The 23211-nt window shown below is 50.0% G+C and carries 21 protein-coding genes; 10 read left to right on the top strand and 11 right to left on the bottom strand.

Translation table 11 applies throughout. The features are described from left to right. Together MPL1_RS10700 and MPL1_RS10695 are read left to right on the top strand one after the other, a co-directional pair. Positions 1–1744, top strand: a 1744-nt coding sequence (locus MPL1_RS10700) for a bifunctional diguanylate cyclase/phosphodiesterase (RefSeq protein ID WP_009727151.1), incomplete at its 5' end; no start/stop codon positions are given. Positions 1745–1746: 2 nt separating this feature from the next. Further along, positions 1747–2418, top strand: a complete 672-nt coding sequence (locus MPL1_RS10695) for a transglutaminase-like cysteine peptidase (RefSeq protein ID WP_009727150.1) — start codon at positions 1747–1749, stop codon at positions 2416–2418. Positions 2419–2433: 15 nt separating this feature from the next. Here the strand turns inward: MPL1_RS10695 and MPL1_RS10690 are convergent, their stop codons facing one another. From MPL1_RS10690 to rapA, 3 genes are read right to left on the bottom strand one after another with little or no spacing between them, the layout of a single operon-like run. Further along, positions 2434–5547, bottom strand: coding sequence for an efflux RND transporter permease subunit (locus MPL1_RS10690; RefSeq protein ID WP_009727149.1), 3114 nt, complete (start codon positions 5545–5547; stop codon positions 2434–2436). Then, on the bottom strand, positions 5537–6772 hold the full coding sequence (locus MPL1_RS10685; protein WP_009727148.1) for an efflux RND transporter periplasmic adaptor subunit: 1236 nt from the start codon (positions 6770–6772) through the stop codon (positions 5537–5539). Before MPL1_RS10685 ends, MPL1_RS10690 begins: the two co-directional genes overlap by 11 nt. 52 nt (positions 6773–6824) lie before the next feature. Then, positions 6825–9680, bottom strand: coding sequence for an RNA polymerase-associated protein RapA (rapA, locus tag MPL1_RS10680; protein ID WP_009727147.1), 2856 nt, complete (start codon positions 9678–9680; stop codon positions 6825–6827). A gap of 124 nt (positions 9681–9804) precedes the next feature. Between rapA and MPL1_RS10675 the strand changes: the two genes are divergently transcribed. Then, positions 9805–10383: an IMPACT family protein gene (locus MPL1_RS10675; protein ID WP_009727146.1), complete on the top strand. Its 579-nt coding sequence runs from the start codon at positions 9805–9807 to the stop codon at positions 10381–10383. On the opposite strand, the gene MPL1_RS10670 is transcribed toward MPL1_RS10675, so the two are convergent. Genes MPL1_RS10670 through MPL1_RS10640 form a run of 7 tightly spaced genes read right to left on the bottom strand, consistent with a single transcriptional unit; the run spans position 10373 to position 14759 of the window. Beyond that, positions 10373–10999 carry a class I SAM-dependent methyltransferase gene (locus MPL1_RS10670; RefSeq protein ID WP_009727145.1) on the bottom strand — a complete coding sequence of 209 codons (627 nt, stop codon included), beginning with the start codon at positions 10997–10999 and terminating at the stop codon, positions 10373–10375. The two genes, MPL1_RS10675 and MPL1_RS10670, sit on opposite strands and share 11 nt — an antisense overlap. Further along, positions 10996–11715, bottom strand: coding sequence for a DUF445 family protein (locus MPL1_RS10665; protein ID WP_009727144.1), 720 nt, complete (start codon positions 11713–11715; stop codon positions 10996–10998). Before MPL1_RS10665 ends, MPL1_RS10670 begins: the two co-directional genes overlap by 4 nt. A 19-nt stretch (positions 11716–11734) precedes the next feature. Beyond that, a complete protein-coding gene (locus tag MPL1_RS10660; protein WP_009727143.1) occupies positions 11735–12019 on the bottom strand; it encodes a hypothetical protein in 285 nt (94 codons plus the stop codon). A gap of 11 nt (positions 12020–12030) precedes the next feature. Then, a complete protein-coding gene (locus MPL1_RS10655; RefSeq protein ID WP_009727142.1) occupies positions 12031–13329 on the bottom strand; it encodes a M18 family aminopeptidase in 1299 nt (432 codons plus the stop codon). A gap of 37 nt (positions 13330–13366) precedes the next feature. Then, on the bottom strand, positions 13367–13837 hold the full coding sequence (locus MPL1_RS10650; RefSeq protein WP_009727141.1) for a hypothetical protein: 471 nt from the start codon (positions 13835–13837) through the stop codon (positions 13367–13369). 24 nt (positions 13838–13861) lie between these two features. Further along, a complete protein-coding gene (locus MPL1_RS10645) occupies positions 13862–14296 on the bottom strand; it encodes a hypothetical protein (protein WP_009727140.1) in 435 nt (144 codons plus the stop codon). After that, positions 14286–14759: a YcgN family cysteine cluster protein gene (locus MPL1_RS10640; protein WP_009727139.1), complete on the bottom strand. Its 474-nt coding sequence runs from the start codon at positions 14757–14759 to the stop codon at positions 14286–14288. The genes MPL1_RS10645 and MPL1_RS10640 overlap by 11 nt, the downstream gene beginning before the upstream one ends. Between MPL1_RS10640 and MPL1_RS10635 the strand changes: the two genes are divergently transcribed. The 3 genes from MPL1_RS10635 (at position 14758) to MPL1_RS10625 (ending at position 18168) form a co-directional block, all read left to right on the top strand. After that, positions 14758–15237: a DUF6231 family protein gene (locus tag MPL1_RS10635; protein ID WP_009727138.1), complete on the top strand. Its 480-nt coding sequence runs from the start codon at positions 14758–14760 to the stop codon at positions 15235–15237. The genes MPL1_RS10640 and MPL1_RS10635 overlap by 2 nt on opposite strands. 61 nt (positions 15238–15298) lie before the next feature. Then, positions 15299–17401: a polyphosphate kinase 1 gene (gene ppk1, locus MPL1_RS10630; RefSeq protein ID WP_009727137.1), complete on the top strand. Its 2103-nt coding sequence runs from the start codon at positions 15299–15301 to the stop codon at positions 17399–17401. Beyond that, positions 17401–18168 carry a ParA family protein gene (locus tag MPL1_RS10625; RefSeq protein WP_009727136.1) on the top strand — a complete coding sequence of 256 codons (768 nt, stop codon included), beginning with the start codon at positions 17401–17403 and terminating at the stop codon, positions 18166–18168. Before ppk1 ends, MPL1_RS10625 begins: the two co-directional genes overlap by 1 nt. A 17-nt stretch (positions 18169–18185) precedes the next feature. Here MPL1_RS10625 and rlmKL read toward each other — a convergent pair whose 3' ends face one another. Beyond that, positions 18186–20402: a bifunctional 23S rRNA (guanine(2069)-N(7))-methyltransferase RlmK/23S rRNA (guanine(2445)-N(2))-methyltransferase RlmL gene (gene rlmKL / locus MPL1_RS10620; protein ID WP_009727135.1), complete on the bottom strand. Its 2217-nt coding sequence runs from the start codon at positions 20400–20402 to the stop codon at positions 18186–18188. Positions 20403–20703: 301 nt separating this feature from the next. Between rlmKL and yhbY the strand changes: the two genes are divergently transcribed. From yhbY to MPL1_RS10600, 4 genes are read left to right on the top strand one after another with little or no spacing between them, the layout of a single operon-like run. Then, the gene (yhbY, locus tag MPL1_RS10615; protein ID WP_009727134.1) at positions 20704–20997 is read left to right on the top strand and encodes a ribosome assembly RNA-binding protein YhbY; all 294 of its coding nucleotides are present in this window, start codon (positions 20704–20706) and stop codon (positions 20995–20997) included. 11 nt (positions 20998–21008) lie between these two features. Continuing rightward, the gene (locus tag MPL1_RS10610; RefSeq protein WP_009727133.1) at positions 21009–21599 is read left to right on the top strand and encodes a nitroreductase family protein; all 591 of its coding nucleotides are present in this window, start codon (positions 21009–21011) and stop codon (positions 21597–21599) included. A 25-nt stretch (positions 21600–21624) separates the two neighbouring features. After that, on the top strand, positions 21625–22095 hold the full coding sequence (locus MPL1_RS10605) for a pentapeptide repeat-containing protein (RefSeq protein WP_009727132.1): 471 nt from the start codon (positions 21625–21627) through the stop codon (positions 22093–22095). 39 nt (positions 22096–22134) lie between these two features. Next, a complete protein-coding gene (locus MPL1_RS10600) occupies positions 22135–23199 on the top strand; it encodes a DUF481 domain-containing protein (protein WP_009727131.1) in 1065 nt (354 codons plus the stop codon). Positions 23200–23211 lie beyond the last annotated feature (12 nt).

The following is a 23211-nucleotide window of genomic DNA, read 5'->3' as shown; positions in this document are numbered from 1 at the left end:
GTCTGTCGATGAGCCGCATATGGCCGATGAAAACGACCCTATTTTGCGCACCATGATGAGTGCGATTTTGATATGGGGTATTACCGCGAAATGCGCTTGCTCAACGTCGATGRTGATACTGGTGCGTTTGACCAACACCGAACGATTACAGGGCGTGCCTGACTGGTTGATTCAGTGGCTACCTATGGAAACGGCAACAGCTGAAACGGAACTCAGTTCTGGCTGGAATATCGCCGGCACGCTGTATGTCACCAGTAATCCGGGCTACGGCTATCTCAAGCTCTATCAGCAAATCAAATCAACACTTACCTATTCGCTGGTAATTTTTGCCCTGACCGTATTGCTGCTCTATCTGGTACTGCAACTGACGTTACGTTCACTGCGCGCTATCGAGCGTCAGGCCAATGAAATTTCTGCCGGTCACTTTGTTGAAGTTGAACCACTGCCGATGACTACCGAGGTCAGAAACCTGACGATTTCCATGAACAGCATGTCTCGCAAACTGGCAGACACGATCAGCCGTATGAACAGCAAGCTGGCCAAGCTCAACGACAGTATCATGCGGGATCCATTAACGGGTCTGCTCAACCAGGAAAGCTTTAACCGTGCCAGCAAGTCGGCCATTGCCAGTCGTGAAGCCGGTCATGCCATTTTTATCAAGTTTGATGATTTGGCAGCCATTGCCCGTGAACAAGGTAATAGCGCGGTCGACAAACTGCTGATCGAGTTTTCTGCCCTGCTCCGCCATCATGCCGGTGGTCAATATGCCTACCGATTGTATGGCTCTGAGTTTGCCTTACTGCTGAAAACAGCCAAACCTGCCGAAATGATTGATCAACTTAAAGATTTACAAAAAGCCATCAATCATTTGGGCGAACACTACAATGTGCGAGATTTACTGCATATCGGTGTGGTTCCGTTTGATCTGACCAGTGAATATGACCGACTGATGCCTGCATTGATCGAAGCCTATGAGCAAGCAAGGTTGATAGGTCCAAATGCTTTCCATATCAGAACCGATAGTCTGAGCTCGATGAGTGAGCAAGCCTGGAAAGTGGCTATTGATGATGCCATTGAACACAACACACCCGAAATCACCTTCACCAGCAAAGCCTACAATCACGATGGGGCGATTGCTATTGAAGTCATGCAGGAAGCCTTTACCGTGGTGAAAAATGCCGATGGTGAGACCATGTCTATCGGCACATTCTTCTCAATGGCTCAAGTCTTTGGCCGTGTTGAGGCTTTGGATAAATGCATCGTCAATAAGATCATCCAATTGATGGAAACCAGCCAGGATCCAACACCCGTCACGGTCAATCTCTCAATGCAAAGCATTGCTTCAGAAGAATTCCGCATCTGGCTTAAATCCAGACTGCAACAAAGCAAAGTTGCCCCTGGACAACTGGCTTTCAGCGTCACGGCCTATGCTGCGGCCAAGCAGCTTGATGTTGTCCGCCGTTTCAATAGCTTTGTCCGCGAACTGGGTGCAACAACCCTGTTAAAACGCTATGCAGCGGATGTGATTCCTGTCGACAGACTTCGTGATTTACAACTGGATTATCTGCGCCTTGCCAGAGATGTAACAACCAATATCACCGGCAATGCTAGCAAGCCTGATTTTCTCGAAATCATTCAACAGGTGTCCGGTTTGCTGAATATCAAAGTGCTGGCCGAGGGCGTGATTTCGGATGAAGACTTTGAAATTGTCCAGAAAGCCGGCATCTACGGAATCAGTCGCTGATAATGTTAAAAAGTCGGCCTTTAAGCCAATTGTTTGGTGTATTTCTAATCGTCAGCAGTCTGCTGCTGACAGGGCCACTGATTGCCGAATTACAGCTCTCTGATCGACTGCTCAACCGGATAGAAGTTGAATACAACCCACGTGCACGTGAGCGTTTGGAAGATTGGCAGGATTTAATGAGCGATCCTGCCAATCATGCGCTTGATGACAAGGACAAGCTGACGCTGGTCAATGACTTCTTTAACAGTCGGGTGCTGTTTATGGATGACATTGACCTGTGGGATGTCGAGGATTATTGGGCCACGCCGGTTGAGACGCTGGCAGTGGGTGCGGGTGATTGTGAAGACTATGCTATCGCCAAATATTTCACCCTGCTCCAGCTGGGCATGGATGACTCAAAACTGCGTATCACCTACGTTAAGGCCACTGAAATCAATCAGGCCCACATGGTATTGACCTACTTTGAAAATCGTCGGGCGATACCCTTGGTACTTGATAATCTGATTACCGAAATCAAACCGGCCAACAAACGGCAGGATTTGGTGCCGGTGTACAGCTTTAATGGCAGTGGGTTGTATCTGGCTGGTGCACGCGATAACCGGGTCGGTGATGCTTCCAGATTGTCACTATGGGATGAGGTGACGCGTCGACTCAAACAGCAACTTGCTGAATAGCCTTTCAGGCCGAGCTTAAACGCGATCTTGCCGGTTCATGCTGTTTTCATAGACGGACAACAAGGCAGGAATAACCAGCAACACCAGCACCGTCGCAAACATCAGACCAAATGAGATCGATACCGCCATCGGAATCAAGAATTGCGCCTGCCGGGAAGTTTCAAACAATAAGGGCGTCAGTCCGCCAATGGTGGTCAATGAAGTCAGTAATACGGCTCTCAGACGCAAGGCTGCTGCTTCAATGATAGCCTCATCACTGGCCATGCCGGTATCGCGTAATTGTTGATAGAACGTCACCAGAATAATGGCATTGTTGACCACAATGCCTGACAGCCCGAAGATTCCGAACAATGACAAAATGGTGAGATCAAGTCCCAACAACCAGTGACCGGTCACAGCCCCTATCAATCCAAACGGAATGGCCGCCATTACCACCAATGGCCAACCATAGGATGAAAACACCCAAGCCAGAATCAGATAGATCAAAAGCAAAGCCATGATCAGGCCTTTGCCCATATCCCCCATGGTTTCAGCCTGCTCTTCTGCCCGACCTTCAAACACATAATTCACACCATAACGTGATGCCAGCTCAGGCATGAAAGTCTCGTTCAGATCGGCAATGATCACATTGTTGTTATTCACATTGGCATCGACGGTCGCTGTTACATGAATCGCCAGCTGCCCTTCGCTGTGCCTGAGCACATCAAAACCACGACGCGACTCAAAATCCAGCACGCTTGATAACGGCACACTACCGCCCTGAGGCAGCCGTATCATCAAATCAGCCAGCGTCGCCATGGTATTTCGCTGACTATCAGGCAACATGACCCTTACCTCAACTTCATCACGACCATCCTGGAAAATCTGCACTAGCTGGCCATCAAAAGCTGCCCGCAGCTGTCTGCCTGCAGTGTCTACCGTTAATCCCAGCACTTCACCCTGTCCATTGATTCGGTAGATCAGTTGCTCCTGACCGTAAGGCATATCGTCTTCAATCGCACTTACGCCAGGATAACTGCGAAGAGCATCTTGAATTTCCAGGCCAGCCGCCTTGAGCGTGTCGGCATCTGCACCGGTCAGTCGAATATCAATATCAGAACCCGGTGGACCGCCTCTGCGCTCTGATAAGGTGAAGGTTTCAATACCTGCCGGAAGCGTAATGGAATCTCGCCAATGATTGATAAATTGCCGGTTACTGACTTTTCGGGCATCTGGCGACACCAGTTCAACCTGAATCGAGCCAAAGCGATCATCTGATGCTGCAGCCCCACCGCCGGCTGTACCCGCAGTGCCAAGTCTGGTCACAGCAACATCAAGAATGTCATGCCCCAAATCATCCAGGGTTGTCTCCAGTGTTTCGTTGAGATGTTCCAGAAACTTTTTGACTTCTGATTGCGGCGAACCCGCGACAAATCGCACATTAGCTAGAACAGTGGTGCCTTCCGGTGAAGGGAAAAAGGTGAAACTAAGTCGCCCGGAAGCCAATAAGCCAACACACATGATCAACAAGGCCAATGCGCCGGCAATCGTGGTCCATCGCTGACGAACGGCTGCGGTAACCAGTGGCCGGAACATCGCATCACGCAATGTTTCAAACCCGCGATCAAGTCGTTTTCGAAATGCCGAGGGCTCCGCATGATGCATATGCTGAAAACTGTGTCGTAAATGGCCCGGTAAAATCAAAAAGCATTCCACCAGTGAGGCCACAATGACACACACCACAACAAACGGGATATCAAACAGGATATTGCCGATGGTGCCGCCTATCAGCATCAAAGGGATAAATGATGAAATCGTGGTCAGTGATGATGAAAAAATGGGCGCCAGCATGCGTCTTGCACCGCCTTCAGCGGCTTTAAGCGGTGGTTCGCCACGCTGATAATGGGTAAAGGCATCCTCGCCCACCACGATGGCATCATCAACGATAATGCCCAGCGCCATGATAAGTCCGAACAGACTGATCATATTGATACTGCCACCGAGCAGATACAGCACCGACAATGCGGCCATGAATGACACCGGGATGCCGATGGCCACCCACATGGCGATACGGCCATGCAGAAATAAAAACAATATCGCCAATACCAGCAGTAAACCGCCCAAGCCGTTAAACAGCAGCAAGTTGATTCGTTCGGCAATTAATTGCCAACTGGCATCGTAGACCTTGAGCTGAACGGTTTCTGGAAGCTGCCCGTCAATGTCTATCATCCATTGTTCAAGAATCTTGGCGGATGCCAGCGCATCAGCATTCTCGGTTCGTTGCAGTTCAATTTCAACAGCAGGTCGGCCCTGGTAGAAAACACTGGTCTGTCGGCGCATTGGACGTCGTTCTATCTGAGCAACATCATCAAGCGTTAACAAGCCTCCCTCGAAATCAGATTTCAGCGGCAAACTGCTAAAACTACGCACATCTCGACGTTGCTCAAGGCTGCGTAGTTGACGAGTGGTTTCCTCATTACCGATTTCGCCAGCAGGCAAATCACGACTCAAGTCAGCAACGCGATCGGCAACGTCCTGAAAAGTTAAACCTAGGGTTTCCAATTGACGACTATCAATCTGAATCGCAATTTCCTCGGCGGGCAAGCCAGTGATGTTGACGCGAGCGATGCCTCTATCGAGCAGATCCTGTTCTATCTCATGCACCAGAGGGCGTAATTCAGCAAGCGTGCTGTCGCTGGTGATCAGTAACCTTGCGATGCCTTCATAGCGAGTCACCATTGTCACATCGGGAATTTCTGAATCTGCTGGCAGATTGCGCAGTTGAGCCACCTGATCCTTGACTTGATCCAGCGCCCGGCCCATGTCTGTGCCCTGTTCAAACTCAAGTGAAATCAAGGACATGCCATATGAAGATGTTGAGGTCATCTTTTTGACAAAATCAACACTTCTCAGCTCTTGCTCAACCCGGTTAGTGATTGCGTCTTCTACGTCTTCAGCACTGGCGCCGCGCCATTCAATACGAACATTGACGATATCCAGTGCAAAATTCGGAAAAAACTGGGTGTTGAGTCGATCCAGCGCGACAAGGCCCGCCAGAATAATCAACACCATCAACAGGTTACTTGCCACCTTATGCTGGGCGAATATGCCCAGAAAGTCGCGACGGTGAATTTGACCGTCACTCTGCATGAATATTAACCCTTAGGCCATTGATTGCATTAGGTAATTGCGTGGTAACAATCTGGTCACCGGCTTCAATTTCCTGGCTACGCACCAGAATTTTTTGCTGGCCGTTGGCATCCCGATATTCGCCGACCCGCTCAACATTGACTGAACGCATTTGCTGATCAACGACCCGATAAACCCGGTCGAGGCCATAAAGCGCACTGAAAGGTAAAGCCAACACATTGTGTTGCGGCGGCATTTGCAAGTGCAATTCGGCAAACTGTCCAAGTGACACTTGTTCTCCCGCATTGGCAAAACGAAACAGGCCTTCTATGCCTCCTGTGTCTGCACGAACTTCACCTGCCAGACGATTCAGGCGCAGCGGATAGGACTGTTTGTCGATAATGGCTACCGCTTCCGGTTGAGATCCCTCATGCAGTAATTGTCTGAGCGTATTGATGAACCTTCCGGGTATCTGGGCTCTGATTTCCAGTTCACTGAGGTCATAAATCGACAACAGGTTTTGCCCCTCACGTGCCCGGTCACCCTGTGAAACTTCCAGTCGGGCGACTCGGCCATCAAACGGCGCTGTAATTTGTGTGCGTTGCAGATCCAGCTGGGTTTTTGCGTACATGGCCTCGGCACGTCTTAGCGAGGCACTGAGTTGAGCCAGACGCTGCGGATGTGTCGCCAGTTCATATTCAAGCTGTTCGATGGTCAGGTGTTGACGCTGCACATTTGCCAACGCTTCATCGACAGTCACTTGTGCCGCCAAGCGGCTTTGTTCGAGGGTACGGGCCCTCTCGGCAGCTCTTTCAGCAAGTGCCAGCAGTGATTTCTCATGCTCAAGCATGCGCTGATCACGCTGATATCGCTGTAATTCGCTGGTGATGAGACTTTGTGCTTCATCGACATCGGCCTGGGCTTGTTGTTGCAGCAGGCGAACGTCGGAATCATCCAGTTCAATCAATAATTCACCGGCGCGGACCCTGTCCCCTTCAAGCACATGAATTTGCTCGACATAGGCTTCAACCGCAGTGGTCAACGAACTGATACGAGGTGTTTCAACGCGACCGTAAAGGATGATCTGCGGTGAAAGCGTCTCAAAGGTGGCAGGCTGTGCATTGACCAGCCAGGCACGTTCAGGTCGGTCCAGCGAGCTTGGCTCTGTTTGCGTTGCCTTCATCAGCATGAAAACCACTATCGCTGCAGCAATTATCAGTAAAGGCAGGACAATTTTTTTGGTCAATTGACTATCCTTGGCAAAAGGCGAAATAAACCCACTATCGACTGTCAGCCGATCATGATGGTTCGGTCACAATGATGACACGAATAGCATCGAGTACCAGTTGACTGTTTGTCAGAGCATCTTCCAGTAACTGGCGTGATTGCGCCAGATAATCCAGTTCTTGCTGGCGAATATCCGGGTTTACTCTGGCCAACTGCTGCATCCGCTGCAACTCCGATTCAAGTTGCTGATGCATTTGCGATTTAGCCTGTTCAACGTACTGCGGTGTTTGTTCGACAGCTGTTCGCTGCGCTTGAGATATCAGATCCTGAATCTGAGTCCTGGCTCGGCTGACCAGCTGCTGGGCAGTATTTTTGGCAATGCGCCCTGCTCGCTGGCTGACAGACTGGGCATCCAGACTGTCTGCGTGATTGCGTCCGCGCTGATCAATCAGTAAACGCAAATAGTTTTCAGGCAAATATCGACCAATCTGTAAATGACGTGGTGCGGCACAGCGCATCACAAATACGGCTTCAAGCAACAAGCTTCCGGCAGGTAGCCGTTCTGAAGCAAGTGTGCAAAAAGCGGTATTGCCCAACTCATTGTGCATCACCAGATCCATGGCACCCAGTACCATCGGATGCTCCCAACTCAGAAAGGCGAGATCTTCTCTGCTGAGTGCCTTGTGACGATGAAAAGTCGCCGTCAGACCATCTTCCGGTAATCCCGGAAAATCATGGTAGATCATATGATCGCCGGGCATGATGATAATGCTGTCACTGCTGTGGGTTTGTTGATCAACACCAAAAGCACTGAATACATGATCCATGTAATCGGCCAGTTCCAGTGATCGCGATGCTGATTCAATTTCTTCAATCACTGACGCAGCAATCTCAGCATCAAAAGAATTTCGCTCCAGCAACCAGTTACGTCCGTCACCCAGTTGTTGTGTCAGGGTGTTGTTCATCTCACGGGCTTGTTGCAAGAGACGCTCAAATACGCTGCTATCAGCAGACAGCAAAGCCTCAGTCAGCGGCGCTGCCAATTGTTCATTGACCTTGCTCGCGGCAGTGGCCACCTGCTCAAAAGCGTTTAATCCCTGGTGATACCAGTCAAATAAGCGTTGTTGGGCACTGCCTGAATGATAAGGCACATGAATCTGTACCGCGTTTTTCTGACCGATACGATCCAGACGGCCAATACGCTGTTCAAGCAAATCAGCACTTAATGGCAAATCAAACATCACCAGATGCTGACAGAACTGAAAATTACGCCCTTCACTACCGGTTTCGGAGCAGAATAATATCTGAGCACCCTGCTCTTCTTCTGCAAAATAGGCAGCGGCGCGATCCCGGTTAACCAGTGTCATTTGTTCATGAAAAACCGCACTTCGGCAGCCATGCTGCACACGAAAGTATTGTTCAAGCTCAATAGCCGTCTCAGCGCGAGCACATATCAGCAAAACCTTGTCCTGCCGATGTTGTTTGAGCCAGTCAACCAACCAGGCAACCCGCGCATCTTGTGTTAACCACTGCTCGCCCAACAAACGCTCACTCTGAATCAGGATCAGCGGATCGGTGACGACTTCATCAGACGTCAACGCAGCTAAGGCATATGAATGACAGATCCGCACGGGAAAGCCGGAAACCGTGTCCCGGGTATTACGAAACAGCAAGCGACCCGTACCATGACGATCCAGAGCATCGGCAATCAGTTTCTTTTTCTCTGCAGCAAAGGCCTCGGTTGTCTGTAATGCCTTGATTTGACCTAGCTCAAAGTAGTCAGCGAGCAATTGATTCAACTGAGTGTTTTTCGAAAACTCTGCTGCTGATTCACAGTCCTCCAGACTTTGCAGCAAGCCACTGAGTGTTTGAAAGTTCTGTTCTTGTTCAGTAAAAAGCTGCAAATCAAAATAGCGCTGCGGATCCAGTAATCTCAATCGGGCAAAATGGCTGGCAACGCCAAGTTGTTCCGGGGTTGCGGTAAGTAACAGCACTGATTCTATTGCTGCGGCCAACTGTTCAGCCAGTAAATACTCGGCACTGCTTTGCGTGGCTGACCACTGCAAATGATGCGCTTCATCAATCACCAGCATATCCCAGTCGCAATCAACAACCGCCGCGCGCATTTCAGCTTCATTTGCAAGCTCGGTAACACTGGCCAGAATCAACTGTGATGCTTCGAAAGGATTGCTGTCGGCATCTTGTTCTCGTTGTGCTGAGAATCGCTCCTGATCCATCACTGTGAATTGCAGGTTGAAGCGCCGCAGCATTTCCACCAACCATTGATGCAGCAGACTGTCAGGCACCAGCAGTAACACCCGGTTGACCCGTCCGGTCAACAGCAGTTGATGCATGATTAAACCTGCTTCGATAGTCTTTCCAAGACCGACTTCATCAGCCAGTAAGACACGTGGCGCATATCGCTGCCCTACCTGGCTGGCGATATAGAGCTGGTGAGGCAGCAACTGAACACGGCCGCCCGACAAGCCAAATAATGCTGATTGCTGCAATCTGTGATGGTGCTCCAAGGTTTTCAGACGCAGATCAAACTCGCGGTTTTTATCGATTTGACCTGCAAACAGTCGATCCTGCGGCTGACGAAATTGCACTTCACTGGCTAAATCCATTTCGTGCAGGGTCAGCTCGGTTCCATCATCAGTCACGGCAAGATAAATCAGACAATCATTGATTTCCTGACGAGCGATTACTGTCAGCTTAATCCCTTCCTGATTGCAGATTTGATCGTGCTCTTTGTAGATCACCCGGCTCAGTGGCGCGTTGTCCGAGGCATAAGTGCGTTCTTCTGCAGCAGCCGGAAACAGCAGCGAAATTCTGCGACCGCTCACTTCTTTAACAATACCCAGTCCCAATTCAGCTTCACTGTTGCTGACCCAACGCTGCCCTGGGGCAAATATAACTTCTGACAAATTAATTTCCTGACGACTTATTCGAATTGATTTCAAGCAGGTGTAGATGCCAGAACATCGCATCTGCACTGGCTGAGTGGTCAATATGTTAAATTGTTGGCCTGTTATTTCCCATAGTTTCCTGATGACTTCATCATTAATTACTGTTCACCGTAGTTTTTTTGCCGAAGACGAGATCAAAAAGTCCCGCTTTATCGCCATGATTGCGCCTTGTGAAACGGAACGACAGGCATTAAACGCCCTCCGGCAACTGGCGGCCCAGCACCCACAAGCACATCACCTGGCATTTGCCTGGCGGATACGAGAGTCTGGTGGATTTATTCAGGAACGATGTCACGATGCAGGCGAACCCTCGGGCACCGCTGGAAGACCCATACTTGCACCATTGGAAGGTGAAAATCTGATCAACGTGGTGTGCACCGTGATTCGCTATTTTGGCGGAACCAAACTGGGCACTGGCGGCTTGACTCGGGCCTATGGTGGCACCGCCAAACAAGTCATTTCACTGGCAGAAAAACATCCCTGGGTCGAAATGGTCGATCTGCAACTTGAACTGGCTTACCCGCAATTACAATTTCTGGAATATCAACTGGCGCAGTGTCAGGGGCAGATTATCGATCAGGCTTTTGCCGAGACAGTTAACGTCACCATGCGACTGCCGGCATCTGCAGTCTCAGCTATCAAGGCCCAGTTCAGCCGCTGAAACAAATCAATCGCTCATCAACGGTGACCGCTGAAAAACCATGTTGCTCAGCAATGTAGTCAAGCGCGTTTTGATGGTAGAAAAAAACATGGGTCGGATCGTTTTTGTAGTGCCACTTCATGAAGTCAATATTCGGGTCGAACAAAGATGTCATGCAGTAAAGCTTGCCACACGGTTTCAGGAGTTTTCTTAGCTGCTTAAAAGCCTGATTGGGATCATGAAAATGCTCCATGACCTCGGTGCAGATAATGAAATCATAGTCTCGATCTAGAACCGACACATCCGGATGGAAGATGGGATCATACAAGCTCAGCTGAAAGCCATGTCCGGATAAAACATGCTGCACCACAGGACCGGGGCCAGCGCCAAAATCCAGACCCGCCGCAGTGTTGTCATAATCGCGCAGCACCGCATTGATGGCCGGAGACAAATAGGCCTGATAACGCAGGTCATTCACGTCGTTTTGATGGGTCAAATAGAGGGCTTTTTCGCTCTCAGCATCGGGTAAATCAAGCGGATGCATCATCACCGACAGGCAAACGCTACATTGCTGATAGCGTTTGCCTCTGGAACTGGCGAAGTCAGCAACTGGCGACTGACACAGGCGACAACTCACAAAAAGAAACTGCTCAACAAACCAATAAAGCCGCCAAAAACACCGCCCCAGACCACCAACCAGCCCAGATGACGACGAATCATTTGCTGAATGATGTCCTTCACCATGGCAGGCGTCAGTTCATCCAGCCGCGCGGCCACCATGGCCTCGATATGTCGATGAATATCGGCCGCCACTGGCGCGCTGCTCAACTTGGCTTGCAGGCTTTGCTGAAACTGCTCGCTATGCGCAACCACATCCAATGCCTTTCTCATCTTTTTGATGAACGGTTCCCGCAAAGGCTCCAACGCAGCTTGTCCGCCAAACATCGACAAAACAGAGCCAAACGATGATTCGGTAATGGTTGCCACCAGACTGTCATAAGCCGGACTCAAATCTGTCGCCTCAATGACATCCGAAAAATCGAGTCGCTGCTGACCGTTTTCTTGCATTAACTCGGCAAAAAAACGATCCACATTCTCCTGGCTGAAAAACTGCTGCATAACCAATGACTGCAAAGCCGACTTGAATTCAGCAAAGCGAGCAGTGATCACCCCGGATCCATACAAAAAAGGCACACGCTCAAACAACATGTGTATGGCGATCCAGTTGGTCAGTGCCCCGGCCAGTGCAAACAAACCGGTGAACAACAGCGGCTCGCGCCAAGGGCTGGGTAACAATAAACCTGTGACAAACAGACCCGCCGCAATCAGATTGGTAACGAGACTTTTATTCATATTTTCAAGCGGTGATCGATCAGTCTTCAAGCCATTGATTCAAAGCAGTCACGATCTGATTGGCCTGATCGCGGCTTGAGATATTGAATTTCGAACGTTGGCTGTATTCGCCATTGCGCTTTTGATAGCGGCGAATCGTATATTTGTCCGGTCCGAATTCGCCGGTTTTACGATCAAGATCCTGATAGCGAAACATCACGGTTGCCCAGGCGCCTTTTGACAAAATGACCTTGTCCAGCTCCTTGACCGTCATCACGTCGCCTTCATGATACTCAACGGTGAGTTCATCTACTGATTCTGACATTCAATAAATCCTTATAACTGACTGAAAAACTTGCTTAAAACTTGAAACAAAAACCATGCATCCCGACTGCCTGCCATTTCACGAATCGAGTGCATCGCAAAGGTAGGCACACCGATATCCAGCGTTTTTATGCCCAGTCGAGTCGCGGTGATGGGGCCGATGGTACTGCCGCAGGCCATGTCACTACGTACGACAAAATCCTGTACTGGCACATCGGCCAGCTCACACAGGTATCGAAAATAAGCGCTGCTCTCACTGTTGGTGGCGTAGCGCTGATTGGCATTGGTTTTAATGACAGGACCACGATTCAGGATCGGGCCATGCAACTCATCATGCCGGTCAGCATAATTCGGGTGAATACCATGCGCATTGTCGGCCGAAATTAACAGCGAGTTCTGCAGCATTCTGTGTTCTGCTTCACTGCCTGAGGCCAAGCGCTGTAACACCGCCTGTAAAAAAGTACCTTGAGCCCCTGATGTTGAACAGCTGCCCACTTCCTCGTGGTCAGTACATACCAGCAACATTGGACGCTGGTGGTCACTCGCCAGTAACGCCTGTAGTCCGCAATAGCAGCTCAACAGATTGTCGAGACGCGCCGCGCTGATAAAGTCCTGATTCAGCCCGGTAAGTGCCGAAGGCTGGGTATCATACAGCGAGATTTCGTAATCCAGAACCCTGCCTGCATCCAGCTCAGGTTGCTGCTGTCTGAGTTGTTGTTCCAACAGAGCACGGAAATCAGTATTTTCGCCTTCCTCAACCTGCATCAGTACCGGCGGCAAGTGCAGTTGTGGGTTGATACTTCGATTCTGATTGACCTCTCGATCAAGATGAATTGCAAGACTTGGAATCACCGCAACAGCTTGCTCGAAATCGATCAGCGCATGTTTTAAAGCCCCTTTGCTATCAAGAAAACTGACGCGTCCGGCCATCGACAAGTCACGATCAAACCAGGGATTTAACAAGGCTCCGCCGTAAACTTCTACACCCAGCTGCCAGAGTGTCTGGCTGACTTTTTCTGGTTGGGGTTTGACTTTCAGGCAGGGACTGTCGGTATGAGCACCGACCATGTGCATGCCGGTCTCGGCAAGATTGACATTCTCGGGCAGAAAAAAAGCGATGATGGATGAGGCATTTCGGGTCAGAAAATAACCACCTGCCTCCAATGTTCCCCAGGCAGTGGTCTCTTTCAGTTCCTGAAAACCTGCCTTGAGCAATGCCGCTTGCATAGTGGCCACCGCATGAAACGGTGTTGGCGAGGCATCAATAAATTTGAGCAGACCCTCGTTAAATTGATCGTTGTTTATATTCATACGCCCTTTTGTTCGATGCTGATTGCTGTTGCTGATCTTAGTCTTCGATCACATGGCCCCGGTAAATGCGTTTGGCCCTGGTTTTGGGTTTGATGTTTTCTGCTGGCGGTTGAGCTGTTTCTGCCCCTGGACTCACCGGCCCCGAGTGTTCTTGGGTAACTTTATGACCACGATAGATGCGCTCGGTTTGTTTTTCCGGCACATGCTGGCCGGGCCGCCTACGCAAACCAAACGAGCTGAATATATCAGTTTCCGGCTCGACCAGTGCGCGTTGCGTTAATGGTAATTGAGTGCCGCTGTTGAATACACAACGTTCAATCACCAACCTGCCCAGCAGCTCTGCCACCGCCGCACCTTTAACAGCACCGAAGGACATGCCGGTGATGCGTCCCTGATCGAACACAATATGGCAGGCCTTATTGTCGCGGGTTACCAGAAACAATGTTCCGCTCTGTTGTTCACTGCATAGTGTCAATATTTGTCGCAATATTTCCGTGTTATCAATCATCTCGCCTCCTTGTTTTTGAGGGCATCAATCTGATGATTCCGGATCCTCCGCTTCATTGCGACGCATCACTCGTCGAGCAAGACCGCCATGCATGCGACAGCGATCTGCCAATGCGCCCTGTGACCACCCTTCGGGAGAGCGAATCGCAACCGAGCGCTTGCATTGCCGACCTCCCGGCAGTTTAGCACCACAGGCAGGACGATAACGTTTAACTTTTTCCCAATTTTCCAGCGTCTGGGTGGCCTTGCGTATTTGTTTCACCTCTCTGGGTGACAATTTGGCTTGATCGACCGGGCGAGTTTCCTGATCGGTATTGCGCCACCAATAACGCACCACCGGGATAGGTAAACCAAATCGCCGCGCCAAATCATCTGGCTTTCGAAAGATAACCAGCTCCAGCAACAACAAGGCTGCCGCCTCCAGCTGACGTGTGAATTCGCGGCTTTGCTCAGGACTCATGTGGCCATGAAGGTTTTTGCAGACGAATCACCTGTTCGGTCAGGTCCTGTTGATCGGTTTCTGTGATCGCAATATCGCGTACAGAAACACCCGCATCAATGACACTCTGCGCTGTACCGGTGATGAGCGGATGCCAGTCGGGCAAGGATTCACCTTCGGCCAGTAAGCGATAGGCACAGGTATCAGGCAACCAGTCGAACCACTCGGCTTGTTCCACGCTGAGTTGCACGCAGTCTGGAATGGTTTGTTGGCGATTTTGATAATCACTGCAACGGCAAGTTTTGATATCCAGCAACTGACAGGCGACACGTGTGTAGTACATGCGGCCGTCATCATCGTCTTCAAGTTTGTGCAGACAGCATCTGCCACATCCGTCACACAGGCTTTCCCATTCGTCATGTGTCATCTGACTCAGGCGCTTGTGTTTCCAGAATTCATCGGATGTTTTATTCTGCTCTGTCATGACTGATTCAATTGCGTTATCAAAAATTCTGGTTCCTCTGGTGGCGAGATTTCAACCCAAATCACTTCTACTGGCAGGCGAAACTGCCCTAGAGTGCATTAAGGGCTACGAAGATACCAGATTGCTGAAAATCACAACACCATTTGCGCAGTCACAGCTTGAGCAACTGCCGCTGGTAGATGTAGCTGTCATCAGTGACTTGACCGAACAATTAGACGTAGCCGCAGGCCAGCAATGGCTGGGTTCGTTGCGTAATCGGTACACACCGCACATCTTTCTGATCAGCGAACCTGCACAAGCCAGACAAAACGGCTGGCAGCTCACCGATTATCTGGCGCTTGGGCTTAGACACATTGCAGGAACACAGCAAGGTGTGCAGCTGTTCAGTTATGCTATAGAAAACTATCAATATCGACGTGATTGGCTAAACAGCAGATTCTGGGCCAATCCTGAAAACTACGACAAGTACCGATGGTAAGCATTGTCTCGAATCTGTAACAAAGCCTTTCTATCATCAGCCGGATTAGCAGATACCCAAGATGGATAACATGACGCCCGCCCCAGACCTCAACTCCCCGGATCTCTATTTGAACCGTGAACTCAGCTTGCTGGAGTTCAACTGGCGTGTGCTACAACAAGCGCTGGATCCTGATGTTCCCTTACTGGAAAGGCTCAATTACCTGTGTATCTCCAGCACCAATCTGGATGAGTTTTTTGAAGTCAGGGTTGCGGGGCTGATCCAGCAAATCGAAATCGGTGATCCTTACCTTGAGGCTGATCAAATCACAGCGCAGGAAGCGCTGAAACTCATCAGTCAACGTGCTCATGAACTGGTCGAAGAACAATATTCCGTGCTCAACGAACAGTTACTGCCGGCACTGGCGGCTGAATCCATAGAAGTACTGCCTCGCGCTAACTGGACTGATGATCAGGCGAACTGGTTGAGAAATTACTTTCAGGAAGAAGTCTTGCCGATACTCAGCCCGATTGGACTGGATTCAGCCCATCCATTTCCCAGACTGCTGAACAAAAGCTTGAATTTCATCGTTTCACTGGTCGGTAAAGATGCCTTTGGCCGTGACCGGGGTTATGCGATTTTGCAGGCACCCAGAGCACTACCACGCGTTATCGCCCTGCCTGAAGAATTAGCACCTGCTGGTGCGTATAACTTTGTGTTCTTGTCCTCGGTGATTCATGCCTTTGCAGAAGATTTGTTTTTTGGCATGAAGGTCAAAGGTTGTTACCAATTCCGAGTCACCCGAAACAGTGATCTCGCTATTGATACTGAAGAAACCAGTGATCTGCTGGCCACCATCGCCGATGAATTAACACATCGTAACTACGGAGACGAAGTACGGCTGGAAATCGCTCATAACTGTCCGGAAGAAATGGTTGAGTTTCTGCGTAATCAGTGTGGCATGGACAGTAGCAATGTTTATCAGGTCAACGGCCCGGTGAATTTGAGTCGTTTGCAAACCTTGCATTCGCTGGTCGAGCGGCAGGATCTCAAGTTCAAACCGTTTACTCAGGGTCGACCGGGCAATTTGAGTAACGGCAGCGAGATTGATCTATTCAATGTGCTGCGCAAACAAGACGTACTGTTGCACCACCCTTTTGAATCGTTCACACCGGTCATTGACTTGATCAGGCAGGCAGCTTCGGATGCTACTGTGCTGGCCGTCAAACAGACGCTGTATCGAACCGGCGCCATGTCACCCATTGTCGATGCATTGGTGGCAGCAGCCCATGCTGGCAAGGAAGTCACCGTGGTGGTTGAATTACGTGCCCGTTTTGATGAAGAAGCCAACGTGGCACTTGCTTCAAGATTGCAGCAAGCCGGTGCGCATGTGGTGTATGGCATTGTCGGATACAAAACCCATGCAAAAATGTTGCTGATCCTTCGCCGTGAGAACAACAAACTGCGTCGTTATGTTCATCTGGGCACAGGTAACTATCACCGCAGCACTTCACGCATCTACACCGATTATGGTTTGATGACTTCCGACAAACAAATGGGTGAAGACGTCAACAACCTATTCATTCAACTAACGAGTCTCGGCAAGATCCCGAAAATGCACAAACTGCTTCATGCACCTTTTACTTTGCATGAGGGATTGCTGGAGCGTATCCAACGGGAAACCAGTCACGCGGAATCCGGCAAGCCAGCCCGCATCATCGCTAAAGTGAATGCACTGGTAGAACCGGAAATGATTCAGGCCCTGTATCGCGCGTCAATGGCTGGTGTTCAGGTAGATCTCATCGTCAGGGGTATTTGCTCGCTGAAACCGGGTGTGCCGGGCATTTCCGACAATATTCGGGTGCGCAGTATCATCGGTCGTTTTCTGGAGCACACCCGAGTGTTTTATTTTGCCAACTCGGGCGAGGAAGAAGTCTGGGCCGGCAGTGCTGACTTGATGAAGCGAAACCTGTTAAGGCGCGTTGAAACTTGCTTTCCTATCGAATCCAAAAGACTGCGACAGCGCATCATTGATGATCTGGAAACCTATCTCGCAGACAATACGCAAGCCTGGATTTTATCGGCCGATGGTCGCTATCAGCGAGTTGCCAGAAATGAGGGTGATGAGCCCGTTGCAGCACAAACCTTGTTGCTGGAAAAAATGGCCAAGACCTACACAAGCTGATGGAAACCATCGCATTTTATAATCTGAAAGGCGGTGTAGGAAAAACCACCACCGCCGTTAATATCGCCTGGCAAGCGGCCAGTGAGGGCGTCGCCACCTTACTCTGGGATCTCGACCCTCAAGGTGCCGCCAGTTGGCTGCTCAACAGCCAACAAAAATCATTGGCGCCCAAGAAGCTGCTAACGGGTAAAACACCGATTGGCAAACTGGTGAAATCGACCGACTATGCCAATCTGGATATGATTGCAGCGGACTTATCGATGCGTCATTTCGATGCCTTACTGGCACAGCAGCAGGAGAAAGGCCGGGACGATCTAATTCGTCAACTGGTGGCCCCATTTGCCGAGCAGTACCAGTTAATCGTGCTTGATTGCCCGCCAAGCTTTTCGCTACTCAGTGAACAGATTTTTAAAACCGCGGACGCCCTGTTTGTGCCGCTGGTACCTACCCCGTTATCACTGCGAACTTTTGAGCAAACTCGCGACTTTTTCAAAGAACATCAGCTCAAAGCTAAACGGCTGCACGGTTTTTTCAATATGGTTGATCGGCGGCGAACCATGCATCGCGTCATGCTGGCGCATCCGCCCAAAATTCTCAAAAACCGTCTGGAAACGGTACTGCCCTATTCTGCAATGGTTGAAAAAATGGGTGAATATCGGGCACCGCTAGGCTGTTTTGCTGCCAATAGTCCCATCGCCAAAAGCTATCAGCAGATGTGGCATGAAATGCGTGCCTTACTCAGCGAGTTTTCAGGTGGTCAAGCCTGACAGCGCCCGTCTGGGTTTCAGCGATGCTTGTCCTTTGAAATTTTCCAGCAGTAGTGGATTTTGGGATTTTTCTCAAAATCCGCTGGCAAGGTAGCACGGCTGATATTGTCAATATTCAGGGCCTCCAGCGCTTTTTTATCGAGTTTAAAGTCACGTCGGTTGGTCGAAAAGAACAACAGCCCATCAGGACGCATAATCTTGATGCAGGACCAGATTAATTCCACATGATCACGCTGGACATCAAATACGCCTTCCATTCTGCTTGAATTGGAAAAGGTCGGTGGATCCAGAAAAATCACGTCATAACGCTGCTGCTGTTCACGGGCTTGCGTCAACCAGTCGATACAGTTCGCCCGAATAAAATGATGTTGAGGTCCATCCAGTTTATTCAGCAATAGATTGTCTTGAGCCCAGTTGAGGTAGGTGTTGGACATATCCACACTGGTTGTTGAAGCAGCTCCAGCTGCGGCAGCGTAGACCGTTGCCGATCCGGTATAGGCAAACAGATTAAGAAAATCCTTGCCCTTACATTGTTCGGCGACCATCTGTCTGGTCAATCGATGGTCCAGAAACAGTCCAGTATCCAGATAATCGGTCAGATTCACCCAGAACTTCAAGCCATTCTCATCGACGGCAAAACGCTGTCTCATCGCCGCCTGAGCTTCGTATTGCTGTTTACCGGACTGACGTTGACGCACTTTCAGCGCGACTTGTGAGGCGGGCACTGACAGTACTTCGGGAATAATCTGCATCATTTCGGTAAGCCTTTCAGTGGCTTTGAGCGGATCTATCTTTTTCGGAGGCGCGTATTCCTGAACGTGAACATGATCGGCATAGACATCAATGGCTGCGGCGTAGTCAGGCAGGTCAGCATCGTAAACCCGATAACAGCTGACATTGTTTTTACGTGCCCATTTGGCCAGATGTTTGTAATTTTTGCCCAGACGATTGGCAAACATTCGTCCCTGCTCGGAAATTTCAACTTGCGGACGACTGGTATTGTCCTGTGCTGCTTCTGTTGTTTCCCTTATCTGAGTTGCTGCTTGCGTCCGTTCAGTCAGCGTGACAGGTTTGACCGCTCGGTAATAGAGCACTTCACAGGCAATCGGACCGTTATCAAACGGAATGCGATCAAACAAAGTCAGGCCAGTAAATTTTCCAAGTTCCGGGTTGTCTGTGATGATGGCACTACGCCAGCCGGGCAGACTCTCCTGAATGATATTGCCGACACTGTCATAGAGATAATGCAACTCGTCGCGCTGGCCGATCCGCTCACCGTAAGGAGGATTGCAGACCAGTAAGCCTGCGGCAGGCAACTGTGAGGCTTCTGCTGGCCAATCAAGTAATTGTCGTTCGAATACCTGAATTCGTCCCTGCAATCCTGCCTGTTCAATGTTGCTCAATGCCGCTGCCACTGCGGTGGCATCAATATCTCCTCCCACGATCATGGGCATCCGACTCAAGCCAGCATGACGACGCCTCTCAGCATCTGCCTTGAGCTGTTGCCAGGCAGGTTTGTCATGTTGTTTCCAGTAGAGAAAGCCGAAATATTCCCGACCGATACCCGGTGCAATATCCGCAGCTATCATGGCAGCTTCGATCAGGAAGGTGCCTGAACCACACATCGGATCCAGCAAGCCCCAGCCCTGCCTGGATAAACGCGACCACTCAGCACTCAGCAAAATCGCTGCTGCCAGATTTTCTTTCAATGGCGCCTCGGTTTGTTGCTGACGATAGCCACGCTTGTGCAAACTTTCGCCGGACAGGTCAATGCTGACGATGGCCTGGTTATGTTTCAGATAGACATTGATGCGTAGATCCGGTTGAAACAGTTCTACTGAGGGACGATGGCCGCTTTGTTCGCGAAAGCGATCGACAATCGCATCTTTGACTTTTTGGGCACCATATTGAGTGTGTTTGATTTTGGAACGAAAACTATTGAAATCAACTGCCAGTGTCGAACCTTCCGCTTCAAGATGCTCTTCCCAGGCAATGGCTTTGACACCATCGTAGAGTTGTTCTGGAGTTTCGGCTGCAAAGTGTGCAATCGGCATCAGCACCCGTATCGCCACTCGCGACCACAGGCAAAACCGATAAGCATCTTCAAGCGAACCGGTGAAACGAATACTGCCCTGTTCTTGCCTGGTGTTCGAAATCCCAAGGCGGCGCAGCTCATCGGCCAATAATGGCAACATGCCTCGCGCAGTGGTAACAGTAAATTTGTGTGTAGTCATCAGGCGTCCCGGAGTCAAGCGACTTGCAGTCTCTGCTCGCCCGTTCAAGGCAAGTCCAACAAGGGCTGCATTATAGCGATTACTGCCAGTAAAAGCTCTGCATGTTCGCTGTCAGACACTGTACTGCTGATTTAGATTGCCTGAGACGAAACTCCCCGACCCAAGTCATTGTCCAGAAGCTGTGTACTCAGCCAGATGCAGGGAACTGCATAACTCTGGTTTTGCACAAAAACAAAGCTTCTGGTGAAGTGTTTGGCACCGCGATGCTGCTATAATCATTGATTTATCGCAGGTTCACTCAATGTCTGTTACCGACAAGCAAAAGCGCTATCTTAAAGGTCTTGCCCACAACCTCAAACCCGTGGTGATGATTGGCAACAACGGCCTGACTCCGGCTGTTTTGGCCGAAATCGATAATGCGCTGACACATCACGAGCTCATCAAAGTCAGAGTCAGCGGCCAGGACCGCGATGAGCGCAAGAAAATGCTTGAAGATATCGCAACAGAAACCCGATCCGACCTGGTCTTGGTGATCGGCAACATTGGTGGATTTTATCGTGCCTCGACTGAGCCTCAAATCACACTGCCACGTTGAAAGGAGATTCTATGATTCATAAACCTGCCCAAACCGCACATGAAATCGCGCCGATTATGGCTAATCGCTGGAGTGGTCGCGCCTATGACGGCAATCAACCAGTGAGTCAGGAAGACATCATCAAACTGTGCGAAGCCGCTCGCTGGGCACCTTCCTGCTTCGGCGATGCACCTTGGCGGTTTATTGTCTGGAATAAATTTGAAAACGCCTCAGCCTGGCAGAAAGCGCTTGATTGTCTGGTACCGGGTAATCAGGAATGGGCAAAAGATGCGCCTGTCTTGATTCTGGCCGCATCGGTGCCAAACTTCACTCACAACGACAAAAAAAACCGCTGGACTGGCTACGACACAGGTGCCGCCAGTGTTAGCCTTTGCCTACAGGCAACTGCACTGGGTTTGATGTCTCATCAAATGGGCGGCTTCGAGGCAGACAAACTGCGTAGCGCATTTTCCATTCCGGAAGAGATTTCACTGTGGTCAATGATTGCAATTGGCCATGCCCTGCCGGAGTCTGCACTCAGTGCAGAACAGGCTGAACGAGAATTACAGCCAAGACAACGTCGTCCACTCGAGGATCATTTTTTCACAGATGGTTGGCAATAACAGACTCTAACGCAGGAGACTTCGAATGAAATCAGTTCTGGCATTAGCAGGTATCGTGCTCAGCAGCTCGGTAATGGCGCAAACCAACCCGAATCAGGCATTCATTAATCGCTTGCTGAACCAGGGATATTGCAACTACTGCAATCTCAGTAATGAGGATTTCAGTAACCACGATTTTGCAGGTGTTGATATCAGTGAAGCCATTCTCAGAGGCACCAACTTTAGTGGCAGTAACCTGAAAGGCGTCTGGTTCACCCACTCCAGAATGCATGGTGCCAATCTTGAAGGTGCCGATCTTTCTGGAGCGCTGCTGGATTATGCACAGTTGATTGGTGCCAATTTACGCAATACCAATCTGGAAAGAGCCCACCTGATTTTTACTGATTTGACTGATGCTGACCTGACCGGTGCAAAAATGGAAAATGCCCACATGCGAGGCATCACATACTGCAATACCACAATGCCTGACGGCAGTATCAACAACGAAGGCTGCTAAACACCAGCTTTCAGTTCGCAAAACCCGCCATGTGATGACATGGCGGTATCATTCATTAACAAACTTGCTCTCAATAAGGATTTTTTTATCGTGCAGCTCAGAACCATCGCTTTCCTTACCACCCTGTTTCCAGCCAGTGTCTTCTCAGCTCCCGTCACCCTGATACTCAGTAACGGTGATCAACTCAAAGGCTATCTTGAATCAAGAACAGAACAGTCGGTGGTGATCACTCATGAACTGCTTGGTCAATTAACCATCGCCAACAATAAAATCAGCCAAATCCGCACAGATTTTGAGGGGCTTGCCCAGCGTACCCCGGTGATTGAGCCGATGCCGTTGATCGATGAACCGCCTGAGTCTATCGCTGAAGCGGAGACCGAAGCTGAAGTTGTAGCAGAAGCACTGACCATGACACCTGAAGACAACGGCTTCATGGGCACAGGCTGGCTGGTTGGCTGGGACCGACGACTTGATGCAGGTCTGGCAGGCTCTGCAGGCAAATCGAAAAACAATAAACTCAATGTGGCATTCATTGCTGAACTCAACAATGAACGTACTCGTATTAACTGGCGTAACGCTTATTACCGAAGCACTTCCGAGGGTGAACTGTCAGATCACAGCTTTTACTCAAGCATCAATCGTGACTGGCTGAGACCACAGTCTCAATGGTTCAGCTTTGCAGGCGGACGACTGGATCTGGATGAGTTCAGAGACTGGGATTATCGTGTCGCGGGCAATGCCGGTCTTGGTTATGAATTTGTCGACACAGAAAACTGGTTGTTGCTGGGCCGTTCAGGTCTGGGTTTCAGTCAGACTTTTGGTGGTGATCGTGAAGACTTTACGCCGGAAGGTTTGATTGGCGTTGAAACACGTTGGAAAATTAACTCAACGCAGCGTATTGCTTTTGCCAACACCCTCTACCCTAGTCTGGAAGATATGGGCGAATATCGTAATTTGACCTCGCTCGACTGGATTCTTGATTTGAATACCCTTGCCGGTATCGCGCTCAGAGTGGGCCTGACCAACGAGTACGATTCCGAGACCGAATCAGGTATCAACAAAAATGATTTCAAATATACTGTGTCGCTGTCCTGGACGATGTAAGTCCTGTCCTGC

The organism is Methylophaga lonarensis MPL (genome assembly GCF_000349205.1).
GTDB classification, from domain to species: Bacteria; Pseudomonadota; Gammaproteobacteria; order Nitrosococcales; family Methylophagaceae; genus Methylophaga; species Methylophaga lonarensis.
The sequence above is the reverse complement of the archived record's forward strand: the minus strand, read 5'-3'. Positions and strand labels throughout refer to the sequence as shown.